This window comes from Pseudomonas sp. FEN (assembly GCF_904067045.1).
In the GTDB taxonomy this organism is placed as follows: domain Bacteria; phylum Pseudomonadota; class Gammaproteobacteria; order Pseudomonadales; family Pseudomonadaceae; genus Aquipseudomonas.
The window spans coordinates 1-12,235 of the sequence record NZ_CAJFDC010000033.1 but is presented as its reverse complement, the minus strand read 5'-3'; the positions used below and the strand labels follow the sequence as shown (position 1 = coordinate 12,235).

11 protein-coding genes and 1 other RNA gene are annotated in these 12,235 nt (G+C 62.2%); 7 read left to right on the top strand and 5 right to left on the bottom strand.

The window, feature by feature from the left end; translation table 11 throughout:
* Nucleotides 1–6: 6 nt before the first annotated feature.
* The 3 genes from PFEN_RS22615 to PFEN_RS22605 all read left to right on the top strand — a co-directional run bounded on the left by PFEN_RS22615 (nt 7) and on the right by PFEN_RS22605 (nt 2,850).
* Entirely contained in the window at nt 7–1,422 is a 1,416-nt protein-coding gene (locus tag PFEN_RS22615; protein WP_191489061.1) for a lipid II flippase MurJ, read from the top strand.
* Nucleotides 1,423–1,438: 16 nt separating this feature from the next.
* Entirely contained in the window at nt 1,439–2,365 is a 927-nt protein-coding gene (locus PFEN_RS22610) for a glycosyltransferase (RefSeq protein WP_191488895.1), read from the top strand.
* Between the two features lie 290 nt (nt 2,366–2,655).
* Complete coding sequence (locus PFEN_RS22605; protein ID WP_191488894.1) at nt 2,656–2,850, top strand: hypothetical protein; 195 nt, start codon at nt 2,656–2,658, stop codon at nt 2,848–2,850.
* Nucleotides 2,851–2,934: 84 nt separating this feature from the next.
* Here the strand turns inward: PFEN_RS22605 and recR are convergent, their stop codons facing one another.
* The 4 genes from recR to PFEN_RS22585 all read right to left on the bottom strand — a co-directional run bounded on the left by recR (nt 2,935) and on the right by PFEN_RS22585 (nt 8,171).
* Nucleotides 2,935–3,537: a recombination mediator RecR gene (gene recR, locus PFEN_RS22600; protein WP_191488893.1), complete on the bottom strand. Its 603-nt coding sequence runs from the start codon at nt 3,535–3,537 to the stop codon at nt 2,935–2,937.
* A gap of 192 nt (nt 3,538–3,729) precedes the next feature.
* Nucleotides 3,730–4,056, bottom strand: coding sequence for a YbaB/EbfC family nucleoid-associated protein (locus tag PFEN_RS22595; RefSeq protein ID WP_191488892.1), 327 nt, complete (start codon nt 4,054–4,056; stop codon nt 3,730–3,732).
* A gap of 62 nt (nt 4,057–4,118) precedes the next feature.
* Entirely contained in the window at nt 4,119–6,242 is a 2,124-nt protein-coding gene (gene dnaX, locus PFEN_RS22590) for a DNA polymerase III subunit gamma/tau (RefSeq protein WP_191488891.1), read from the bottom strand.
* Between the two features lie 237 nt (nt 6,243–6,479).
* Nucleotides 6,480–8,171, bottom strand: a complete 1,692-nt coding sequence (locus PFEN_RS22585; protein ID WP_191488890.1) for a putative bifunctional diguanylate cyclase/phosphodiesterase — start codon at nt 8,169–8,171, stop codon at nt 6,480–6,482.
* 374 nt (nt 8,172–8,545) lie between these two features.
* Here PFEN_RS22585 and PFEN_RS22580 point away from each other — a divergent pair, with 374 nt between their 5' ends.
* The 3 genes from PFEN_RS22580 (at nt 8,546) to PFEN_RS22570 (ending at nt 10,497) form a co-directional block, all read left to right on the top strand.
* The gene (locus PFEN_RS22580) at nt 8,546–8,860 is read left to right on the top strand and encodes a helix-turn-helix domain-containing protein (RefSeq protein ID WP_100939143.1); all 315 of its coding nucleotides are present in this window, start codon (nt 8,546–8,548) and stop codon (nt 8,858–8,860) included.
* Nucleotides 8,861–9,118: 258 nt separating this feature from the next.
* Nucleotides 9,119–9,670, top strand: a complete 552-nt coding sequence (locus PFEN_RS22575) for a kinase inhibitor (RefSeq protein ID WP_191488889.1) — start codon at nt 9,119–9,121, stop codon at nt 9,668–9,670.
* 5 nt (nt 9,671–9,675) lie between these two features.
* Entirely contained in the window at nt 9,676–10,497 is an 822-nt protein-coding gene (locus tag PFEN_RS22570) for a helix-turn-helix transcriptional regulator (protein WP_191488888.1), read from the top strand.
* A gap of 147 nt (nt 10,498–10,644) precedes the next feature.
* On the opposite strand, the gene ffs is transcribed toward PFEN_RS22570, so the two are convergent.
* An RNA gene (ffs, locus tag PFEN_RS22565) (signal recognition particle sRNA small type) lies at nt 10,645–10,729 on the bottom strand.
* A gap of 126 nt (nt 10,730–10,855) precedes the next feature.
* Between ffs and PFEN_RS22560 the strand changes: the two genes are divergently transcribed.
* Entirely contained in the window at nt 10,856–12,205 is a 1,350-nt protein-coding gene (locus PFEN_RS22560) for a site-specific integrase (protein WP_191488887.1), read from the top strand.
* Nucleotides 12,206–12,235 lie beyond the last annotated feature (30 nt).

The following is a 12,235-nucleotide window of genomic DNA, read 5'->3' as shown; positions in this document are numbered from 1 at the left end:
TCGAAACTGCTCGGCTCAACCCTGTGGCTGACCCTGGCGACCCTCACGGGCCTCGCCGCCGGGTTCGCCCGGGAGTGGCTGCTGGTCGCCGCCTGGGGCGCCGGTGGGCGCAGCGACAGCTTCCTGGTCGCGCTGTTCCTCCCCGAAGCCTTGCGCATGGCCCTGGCGGCCGGCCTGCTCAGCGCGGCGGCGCTGCCACTCTACCAACAACGCGCGGCCGCCGAGCAAACCGCCTGGCTCGGCGCCCTGGCGCCCAGGCTGCTGCTCTGCGGCCTGCTGCTGGCCCTGTTGCTGAGCGCGGGCTCGCCGCTGTGGATCCGCTTGATCGGACCGGGACTCGACAGCCAGGGCTATGCGCTGGCCGGGAGCAGCCTGCGCTGGCTGGCCTGGTGCGCCCCCGGCTTTATTCTGCATGCCTTGTTCTGCATCCCCTTGCAGGCCCGTTCACGCTTCGTCCTGGCCGGGCTCGGCTCGCTGCTGTTCAACCTGCCACCGGTGTTGTACCTGGCGCTCCTGCGCCAGGCCGCGACCCCGATCGGCCTGGCCGGCGCCTGTGTGCTCGGCAGCCTGCTGATGCCAGCCCTGCTGCTGCCGGCCTTGTACCGCTGCGGCTGGAAGCCCTGGCAACCCGGCCACGCGCCCGGCGCCGTAAAGGAACTGGTGCAACGCATCGGTCCGCTGCTCGGCAGCAACCTGGCCAGCCAGGGCCTGGCCTTGCTCGAGCGCATGGTCGCCTCATTGCTGGGCGAAGGCGCCGTGACCTGGATCAACCTGGCGCGCAAACTGATCAACCTGCCACTGATTGCCCTGATGAGCCTGAACCAGGTACTCCTCGGCCTGATGAGCGGCAGCCAGGGCAGCGCACGCCTGGTCCTGCTGCGCAAGGGCCTGGCCAGCGCCACCTTGCTGACCCTGCCCGCCGTCGCCGGGCTGATCGGTGCCGCCGGGGCGCTGGTCAGCCTGCTGCTGCCGCAGCAGGCCGCCGACAGCCCGTTGCCGGAACTGCTGGCCTGGTTTTCGGTGCCGTTGACCTTCGGCGCCTGGAATGCCCTGCTCGCCCGCTACGCCTACGCCGCCGGAGACACCCGCCTGCCACTCGCCTGCGAACTGAGCGGTAGCCTGCTCAACGCCCTGCTGTTGGCTGTGCTGCCGTATTTTCTCGGCCTGATCGGCATCGCCTTGGCCGCCATCTGCGGGGTGATGCTCACCGGCCTGCTGCTGCTGCGCCGCCAACAGTTGCTGAGCCAGGTGCCGTGGCGCAGCCATGCCGTGCTGGGGTTGGCGGTCATGCTCGGGGCCGCGCTGGCCCTGCATCCCCTGCACGGTGTCTGGTTGCCACTGGGCCTGAGCAGCCTGAGCAGCCTGATCCTGCTGATGACCCTGGCCGCATGGCTGCGCCCCTGGCGCTCCCTGCCCGGCTGACCCTGGAGCGCGAATGATGTCGACCCCTCAAGTAGCCGTAGTGATTCCGACCTATAACGGACGCCGCGAGCTGGAACGCCTGCTCGACTCCCTGGCGACCCAGACGGCAACCTTCGACACCCTGATCGTCGACTCCAGCTCCAGCGACGGAACCTTTGAGCTGGCCTGCGCGCGCTGCCCGCAGGTGCGGCGCATCGACAGCCAGGACTTCAACCACGGGGGTACCCGCCAATGGATGGTCGAGCGCAACCCCGGCTACGAACTCTATGTGTTCATGACCCAGGATGCCTACCTGGACGATCCCGAAGGCATCGCCAACATCGTTCGGCCCTTTGCCGACGAGCAGGTCGGCGCCGTCTGCGGTCGACAACTGCCACACCTGGATGCCACCCCCCTGGCCATACACGCCAGGTTGTTCAACTACCCGCCGACCTCTCTCGTCAAAAGCCTGGCCGACGTCCCCAGGCTGGGGATCAAGACCGCCTTCGTGTCCAATTCCTTCTCCGCCTATCGACGCCAGGCCCTGATCGAGGTCGGCGGCTTTCCCCCGCATGTGATTCTGTCGGAAGACATGTATGTCGCGGCAAAAATGCTGCAAGCCGGGTGGAAGATCGCCTACGAAGGCCGCGCGCGTTGCCGACATTCCCATAACTACAGCCCCGGTGAAGAGTTCCGACGCTACTTCGATATCGGTATCTTCCACGCCCGCGAGCCCTGGATTCGCCAGCAGTTCGGCGGGGCCGGCGGCGAGGGTCTGCGCTACGTGGTCTCGGAACTCAAGTTCCTCGGTCCCGCGCGCTGGCTGGCCTGGCCCGGTTCGCTATGGCGCAACGCGGTGAAACTGCTCGCCTACAAACTGAGCCAGCAAGAGCACTATTTACCCATGCGCCTGAAAAAAAACCTGGGCATGTACAAACGCTACTGGGACAGCCCGTATGCCTGACTGAGCAGAGCCGTCAAACGCTGAGGACTTTTCCGATAAGCATCAGCGAACAACCTCAATTGACCCGGAAGCGAAATCAGGCGAATTTCTTCAAGCTCTTTTTATCGAGCGAATAACACTCTGGACCTGAACCATCGAGGAAGCACATTCACATGGAAGTCGAGCTACAGCACTGCACGGCAGCGCGCCTGAGCGCTTCGGCCCACGAGCCGGATCAGCAAGACGCGACACTGCAATTTCCGCCCCGCCATGACAAGGCCAAGACGACCCGTACCCCTGGAGGCGATGCTATGGAACCCCGAATCACAGAGCTGGAAACCCGCTTCGAATACATCCACCGCGACCTGAACGAGGTGCGCAACGATGTCAAATCCATCAAGAACCGACTGACCTACATTGCCGGCGCGGCAGCGGTGATCGGCGCGCCCCTGGCCTGGATTGCCAACAATCGCATGGACCAGATCCTGCTGCTGCTGACCTCCTGAGCCCTCCGGGTTACACGTGTCGCGCCACCTGGGCGCGACCGCGAACCCGGCAGGCCCGGAGCGTTGCGAGCACGCCTGGCTGGCTCACAACGAAATCGGCTTGCGTCCGGCAAACGAATGCGCCAGGGTTCCACCGTCCACCAGTTCCAGCTCGCCTCCCAGCGGCACGCCATGGGCGATACGCGAGGTGATCAGGCCTTTGTGGACCAGCAACTGGGCGATGTAATGCGCCGTGGCTTCACCTTCCACGGTCGGGTTGGTGGCGAGGATGATCTCGGAGAAACTGCCCTGCTCTTCGATTCGCGCCAGCAACTGCGGGATACCGATGGCTTCCGGGCCAAGGCCATCGAGTGGTGACAAATGTCCCTTGAGCACGAAATAGCGGCCACGGTAACCCGTCTGCTCCACCGCATAGACATCCATCGGTCCTTCGACCACGCACAACAGGCTGTCATCACGCCGAGGGTCGGCGCATTGCGGGCACAGATCGTCTTCGGTGAGGGTGCGGCACTGGCGACAATGCCCCACCCCTTCCATGGCCTGGCCCAGGGCCTGGGCCAGGCGCGAGCCGCCGCTGCGATCACGCTCGAGCAGTTGCAAGGCCATGCGCTGGGCGGTTTTCTGGCCGACGCCGGGGAGTACCCGCAAGGCATCGATCAGTTGGCGAATCAGGGGGCTGAAGCTCATGACAAAGGATCCGGCAGAACACGAGACGCGGTTTATACGCGTGCCTCCAGCCAACGTCCAGGGGGACGCTGGAACACAATTTCCTGCAGGAGCAGAGCTTGCTCGCGAAGAGGCCCCTGAGAGCGCCAAAAGCTTCGCGGCGGTGCGGCAATCCGACAAGCACCGCTCCCACGCGGGGCAGACGGTAGCGTCTTAGAACGGCATCTTGAAACCCGGCGGCAGTTGCATGCCGGCGGTCATACCGGACATCTTGTCCTGGCTGTTGGCTTCGATCTTGCGCGTCGCGTCGTTGAACGCCGCGGCGATCAGGTCTTCCAGGACCTCCAGGTCCTCTTCCTTCAGGCTCGGGTCGATGCTGACGCGCTTGACGTCATGACGACCGGTCATCACCACGGACACCAGGCCGGCGCCGGATTGACCGGTCACTTCGGCATTGGCCAGCTCTTCCTGCATCTTGGCCATTTTTTCCTGCATCTGCTGCGCCTGCTTCATCAGGCCGGCCATGCCACCTTTCATCATGGGAATCACCTCGAGAGTTACATATACAAAGAGACGCAAGGCACGGGCCTGGCGTCGTTCAGTTATTGACCCTGGGTCACCAGGGCATCGACAGGTTCGATTGTATCGCCACGGATCACCGCGCCGAACTGCTGCATCATCTGCTGGACGAACGGGTCGGCATGAATCGACGCCACGGCTTCGTCCTGACGTTCATGGCGCAGACGGGAAGCCGCCTGGGCCGGGGTTTCCTGCTCGGGCTTGATCAACTCGATGGTCAGCTTCAGCGGACGCCCGTGATACTGGTTCAGGGCGTCATTGAGGCGACGCTGCTGCGTGCTGTTGAACAAGGCGCTGTGGGCCGGGTCCAGGTGCAGCAACCAGTCGTCGCCGGTGACCGCGATCAGCGTGCAGTTGGCCGCAATGCTGCCGGTCATGCCGGAAACCGGCAGCTTCGGGAACAGCTCCAACCACTCCAGCGCCAGGCCCGTGGCCGGTGCCGCAGCCGGTTGCGGCTCGGGCTCCGGCGCCGGATCGGCGGCATGTTCGCTGGCCAACTCGTCGAGATAGCTGTAGGTCGAGTCTATATCGGGCTCGATATAGTCTTCATCCAGCGGCGGCTCGTCGTCCGGGTCCAACCCCGGTGTCGCGGCGTCCACCTGGCTGGGCGTGGGCTCGGGCAGAGTCGCCACGGCCCATTCAGGCGCGTCCGGGACCACGCTGTCCGGTGTCGGCAAGGGCATGGCGGCGAGTTCCGGTTGCTCGGCAACGGTTTCCAGCAGCGGCGCGGCAACGGGCTCCTGTACGACCTCGGGCGCGGCCGGATCGTCCCAGGGCAGGTCGACGACATCCACCGCGACAAGCGGCGCGGCCTCGGCCATGACAACAGCGGCCACCACAGGCGCGACCTCGGCCGGCGCGGCAACGGGTGTCGGTGCGGCGACAATCGGTGTCGGCGCCGTGGCCGGCGCGGCAGCCACCATCGGCGTCTCGCCAACCGGCGCGGCCACGGGCATCAGCGCTGGCGCGGCCACGGCCGCGCCAGCCACGTTCTGGGCGGAATCAACTGTGGCCTGGCTGATCCCCACTGGCTTTAGCGGCGGTCTTGGCGGTGCCGTGCTGTCGGCCGGGCGGAAAGCCAGCATTCGCAACAGGACCATCTCGAAACCGCCGCGCGGGTCCGGCGCCAGCGGCAGGTCGCGCCGGCCGATCAAACCCATCTGGTAATAGAACTGCACATCTTCGGCCGGCAGGGCCTGGGCCAACGCCAACACGCGGTCGCGGTCGCCATGGCCGTTATCGACCCCCTCCGGCAACGCCTGGGCAATCGCCACCCGGTGCAGCACATTGAGGATTTCCGACAACACGCCATTCCAGTCCGGCCCCTGTTCGGCCAGATGCCGCACCGCTTCGAGCAGGGCCCTGGCATCGCCATCGATCAACGCCTGCAACACGTCGTAGACCTGGCCGTGGTCGAGGGTGCCAAGCATCGCGCGCACGTCGACCGCCATGACCTTGCCCTCACCGAAGGCAATGGCCTGGTCGGTCAGGCTCATGGCATCGCGCATCGAACCATCGGCGGCGCGCCCCAACAGCCACAGGGCGTCCTCTTCAAAAGGGACGTTCTCGACCCCGAGGACGTGGGTCAGGTGCTCGACCACCCGCTCGGGGGTCATGTTCTTCAGGGAGAATTGCAGGCAGCGCGACAAAATCGTTGCCGGAAGTTTCTGCGGGTCCGTGGTCGCCAGGATGAACTTGACGTAGGGCGGTGGCTCTTCCAGGGTTTTCAACAGCGCGTTGAAGGAATGGCTGGAAAGCATGTGCACTTCGTCGATCAGGTAGACCTTGAAGCGCCCGCGGCTCGGTGCGTACTGCACATTGTCGAGCAGCTCGCGGGTATCCTCGACCTTGGTCCGGCTCGCGGCGTCGATCTCGATCAAGTCGACGAAACGTCCTTCGTCGATCTCCCGGCAGACCGAACAGGTCCCGCAGGGGGTCGAAGTAATCCCGGTCTCGCAGTTCAGGCACTTGGCAATGATCCGCGCGATGGTCGTCTTGCCGACACCGCGGGTGCCGGTGAACAAGTAGGCGTGATGCAGCCGCTGGCTGTCCAGGGCATTGATCAGAGCCTTGAGCACATGGGTCTGGCCGACCATTTCGCGGAACGAGCGCGGACGCCATTTACGTGCAAGAACCTGATAACTCATCGATAACCATCGCGTCGGGGAAGCGGAAGACCGCTAATGCTAGCGGAGCAGGGGTAAAAATGCATCCGGCATGGGAGGCTAATCTGGCCAAGCAGCACTTTGTGCAAGAATTGGCGGTCTCGTCGTGCTCCCGCCGGAGAGTTTGAGGCACGCGGTTGTTTATGCCCTCGCCATGCTGAAATCGGCAGGACCATCCGCCACTCTACCGGACATGACGACCAGACGGACGCGGTCAACTCAGGTGGCACTGCGCCATAACATCGGCGGCTCGAACACCGCGACCCAGGCCGGTACCGCGTCGGCCACCATCGGCCGAGCAATGAAATAACCCTGCGCCACATCGCAGCCCAGGCTCATCAGCAAACGGCCATGCTCGGCGGACTCCAGTCCCTCGGCAATCACCTCCCGACCGAACGCCCGGGCCAGGCCGATCACCGCCGTGGTCAGCGCCAGATCATCCTGGTCATGGAGAATGTCGCGTACAAAGGATTGATCGATCTTGATCGTCTGACTGGGCAGGCGCTTGAGGTAACTCAGGGACGAGTAACCGGTACCGAAGTCGTCCAGGGAAAAGCGCACCCCCAGTGCCTGGCAGTCCTGCAGGCACTGGCTCACCCGCTGGATGTTCTCGATCGCCACCGACTCGATGATTTCCAGGTCGAGCATGTGCGGCGGGACTTCGGCGTGGCGTATCAGCAAGCCACGCAGGCGCTCGACGAAGTCGCCGCGCTGGAAATGCCGGGCGGCGATATTGACACTGACTGGCCATTCGTGCCCCGCCTGGCGCCAGGCCCGCATCTGCGCCAAGACCCGGTCGATGACCCACTCGCCGATATCGATAATCACATCGGTCTGCGCCACCAGCGGCAGGAACGTGTGGGGCTCGAGCAGGCCCTCGTGCGGGTGCTGCCAGCGCACCAGGGCCTCGAAGCCGACCACGCGACCGGTACGCATATTGACCTTGGGCTGATAGACCAGGCGAAACTCATCGTTGGCCAGGGCCTGGCGCATCAACGCCACGGTCTGGTGGGTCGCCTTGACCTCCAGGTCCAACGACACGTCGAACAAATGGAAACGATTGCGCCCGCCCTGCTTGGCCAGGTACATCGCCTGGTCGGCGTGGCGCAACAGGGTATCGGCGTCTTCGTCGTCGGCGGGAAACAGCGTCACACCGATACTGGCATACACATGGATGGTCTGGCCGAGTATCGAATACGGCGCCGAAATCGCGCCGAGCACCCGTTGCAACGCCGCGTGCAATTCCTCTGCGTCGCGTACATAACGCAGGATCAGCACGAACTCGTCACCGGCCAACCGGGCCACCACGTCCTCGCCGCGCATGATACTGCGCAGGCGCGCCGCCACTTCCACCAACAACAAATCGCCGCTGGCATGCCCGTAGCTATCGTTGACCGCCTTGAAGCCGTCCAGGTCGAGCAGGCACACCGCCAGCGGAATCTCTTCGCGTCGGGAAAAATCCAGGGCCTGGTTCAACAGGTCCGAGAGGAACATCCGATTGGGCAGGCCGGTCAGCACATCGTGCCCCACCCGCCATTGCAGGGTATGCAGCAGGCGCAGCTTCTCGCTGACATCAAAACGGATCGACACGTACTTGCGTACCCGCCCGGTGACCTCATCCAGCAGCGGTACCATGGTACTGTCGACCCAGTACAGGGAACCGTCCTTGGCGCGGTTGCAGACTTCGCCTTTCCAGACGTGCCCCAGGGCGATGGTCCGCCACATGTCGACAAAAAACTCGGACGGGTGGTAGCCGGAATTCAATATGCGGTGATTCTGTCCCAGGAGCTCGTCGCGGCTATAACCGGAAATCACACAGAATGGATCGTTGACGTAGGTGATCCGCCCGTTCAGGTCTGTCTCGGAGAAAATAGCGGCGACATCCACGACCCTGCGATACGTCTCATCCATGAGTCAGCTCACCTGGGCGGCTAGAGGTTGTCCCGAATTCGCAGCACAACCGCACCTGGCGGCAGCGCCAGACCGTACTTCGACGAAGATCAACTAGGATTAAATGAAGGTCATCAGCAGTTGGCACAGGCATTCGAGACCGTCCCGAAACAATGCGTCGCTCAGGGCTTATGACCGCCACGGCATGGGCGCCAAAGAACTGCGCGGATTTCCCGTTTCACAAATACCTCACCTGAAACTGGATCACCAAATACCTGTCCTAGATGCCGATTCTACGAATTACATCACATTATGCAACAGAAGGTGATGATACATGGCGTTGTCTAATGTAAAGATTTGTCGTTAAGTTCTTGATTCTAAATGGGAATTGAGCGATGAAAATTTCAAGTTTGGGTGCAGCCATCAGGCGCTATCGCAAGGTAGCGGGGCTAACTCAGGCTGAACTCGGAGAGAAAACCGGTTTTGATCCCAAAACCATCAGCCGCTTCGAAACCGGCAGTTACACCCCCAGCGTCGAGGCCTTGTTTCTGTTTGCCGACGTCCTGGGGGTGAAGCTCAAAGCCTTTTTCACAGATCTGGGTGACGAAGACGAACAGCGTGCCTACCTGTTCGGCGTCATTCACAACGCTCCCCCGAAGGACCTGGGAAAGCTGATCGCAGCGGTCGATCTAGCCCTGTCCAAGCCTTAGCCTCATGCCTGCGACTTGTCCACCACCGAAATGCGGTCTTGCCCATTCGCGCAAGGCTGCAGGGTACCGCGTGCCCGCCTGAAACCCGGTTATCCAGAGTCACGTCCCATGGCCATTGCGAGCAATCGGGCGTCAACCAGCCACTTCGGAAAAAATCACTCCGAGCGTTTCGGCACAATGGTCGAGCGCAGCGGCACAACGCCCTCTTCCCCCTATCAATAAACTTGCCCCTCCTCTCCCGACAAAGACGAGACCCGCATGAAAACCAGACTCATCCTCAGCACCCTCAGCCTTGGCCTGAGCCTCACCGCCCAAGCCGCCGACTTCACCCTTAGCAGCCGCGACATCGCCAACGGCAAGCCGTTGAGCAGCCGTGAAGTGTTCCAGGGCTTTGGCTGCGAAGGAGGCAACACCTCGCCTGAACTGTCCTGGCAAAACGCCCCGGCCGATACCAAAAGCTTCGCCATTACCGTCTACGATCCCGATGCGCCGACCGGCAGTGGCTGGTGGCACTGGACGGTGGTCAACCTCCCGACGTCCACCCATGAACTGCCTTCCGGCGCGGGCACGCCATCGACCAGCCGATTGCCCGCAGGTGCCGTCCAGGGCCGCACCGATTACGGCCAGCCAGGCTTCGGCGGCGCCTGCCCACCGGTCGGCGACAAACCTCATCGCTATCAATTCACCGTCTGGGCCCTGAAGGTCGATAAACTGCCGATCAACGATCAGGCCAGCGGCGCCATGGTGGGCTACATGCTCAATGCCAACGCACTGGCCAAGGCCACCCTCACCGCCACTTACGGACGCTAGGAACCATGAACGCCCCCGTCGGTATCCAGCATCGCCAAAGCCGTATCGGCGCCAGTGTCATCCAGGCGCGCCAACCCCACGCCTTGCAACGGGTGCCGATTTTCGTCACCACCCTGTGCCGTGTCCGCCAGGGTGAAAAGCTGATGGGCTGGGAGGGTCGGGAAATGCGCGTGGGCTCAAGGCATCTGATCCTGATGCCCGCGGGCTGCGAAGTAAGGATCAACAACTATCCCGGGGCACAGGGTTACTACATCGCCGATGCGGTGACCTTTCCTACCGAGCTGTTGCGAGCGTTCAGTGTTCGCTACAACCAGCAGCTCGACACCTTTCCCGGGCGAGCGGCGACGCGGGAGTTCTGCGTGCCGTTGGATCGGCATACGACTCAGGCCTGGGAAAACCTGCTGGACTGCATCAACGCCGATTCACCGGACGCCCTGCGCACCCATTATGCGGAAGCGGTGCTGTTGGCATTGGCCTTGGCCGGCCAGGCCGGACCGCTGTTGCTGGATCGCCACGACCCGCTGTGCGAGCGCGTACAGCAGATCATCATGAGTGCTCCGGCGCGGGACTGGACCGTTGCCGGCGTCGCCGAGCGCCTGCACCTCGGCGCTTCGACCTTGCGCCGACAGTTGGCGAACGAGGGCGACAGCTTCAGCAATATCCTCGAGAACGTCAGACTGGGGATGGCATTGCAGTGGCTACAGGTCACGCCACGACCGATTGGGGAAATTGCCGCGGCCAGTGGCTATGCCTCGGCTTCACGGTTTGCGGTGCGCTTTCGCAAACATTATGGGTTATCGCCGCGAGAGTTGCGGGCAGCGCTTTAGCGTACCTCGCCAGGCATTCAATGCCTGCCAGCAGCTGCAAATTTCTAGCCACGGGGAAGCGCAGCGCTGATATTGATCTGGCACTGGGTTTTATATTCAGAGAGGGGGAGATACAGCTTGAGATGGCGTTATGGAGGCAACCCCACCAGCCACACCCCGGCACACAATGTTCCCGCTGTGGCTGCTTCCTTCCGGATCTGACCAGGTTCACGGGTAATCGTTGCGGGGCCTTGTATTACGGGGGTTCAGGCTGTTTAGGTTGCTTCCAATCATCCGTACCAACACTCGGCACGGACAGTCAGAACTTGGGGTGTAGCCAGCACTGTCACACATTGCTGTCACACATCGGTGTCACACCATGGCCTATCTGATCCGTCGCGGACCCTGTTATTACCTAAACCTCCGGCTCCCCCAACACCTGTTCCCACGCTGTCACACCTTACGTTTGAGCCTAAACGTTCGGCACCGGCAGAGCGCCCTATTCCTCGCGACCGCCCTCGCCCAGCAGGTACATGGACACCTGTCCGAACACCCTCTGGCAGACCTTCAGACGCTGCGTAGGCTTTGCACTCAATGGCGAGATGCATACCCTGCCCCATCCTCAATGCATCGCTCACACCAGCCTATAGTCAAGCCCGCGAAACCCATCGCTGATGGTCCCGCCCTGTCTACCCTGTCAAAGCTCTATATAGAAGAAGGGAAACGCGGCGGTACATGGAGAACCGTCAGTACCTTCGAGGTGGAACGTGCACTACGCGATCTGTTCGATCTGATGGGCGATATGCCCATCGAAGCCTTCGACACTCAACAAGCCCGACTGCTGAAAGAACGGTTGAGCCGCTGCCCGCAATACTTCGGCCTACGCCCCGAATTCGAAGGGAAGACTCTGCGACAGGTCGTCGAATCGGGTGGCACGCACAAGACCATTACGGCGGTAACGGTGAACAATCGGCTACGCAAACTTTCGGCGTTTATGAACTGGTGCAAGGCCAACGGCTATATCACCGACAACCCACTGGCCGGACTCAAGATGATGACCGGTGCATCCAAGGAGGCCCGCTTGTCATTCGACAATGGCGACCTACGCACACTCCTTGATCTGAACACACTCCTGGCTGAAGCACGCAAGCATCCATGGCGTTACTGGTTACCGCTGCTGGGTAGAAGCACAGGAGCACGACTCGAAGAGCTTTGCCAACTGCGCGTGGATGATTTCATCGAACAACAAGGAATCCAGTGCCTACGCATCGACGACACCCATGAAGGACAGAACCTCAAGAATGCCAGCAGTCGTCGCTTACTCCCGATCCACCCCACCCTGATCGAACTCGGTCTACTACGACACGTGGAGAAGGTCAGGACCAGCGGAGCAGATCGTCTGTTCCGTGAACTTGAACCCGTACGGGGAAAGCTAGGCCATGCACCGTCGAAGTGGTTCGGACGGTACAAGACAAAACGCGGAATCGTCGATCCCAAGAAAACCTTCCACAGTTTTCGGCACACGTTGATTGATGATCTCCGGGATGCAGGGGTCCAGGACTCGCTAATCAAACGGATTGTAGGGCACGAGGACGGAGCAGTGACATTCAGCATCTACGGTAGTCGCAGCCCATTGAGGGCTATGGTGGACGCACTGCGACAGATTGAACTGGCACCTCAAGCTCAAACCATACAAACATTCATGGGCTCGGAGAGCAACGGTGAATGACATCCGCTTGCTGGTCGATATGACCCCAGG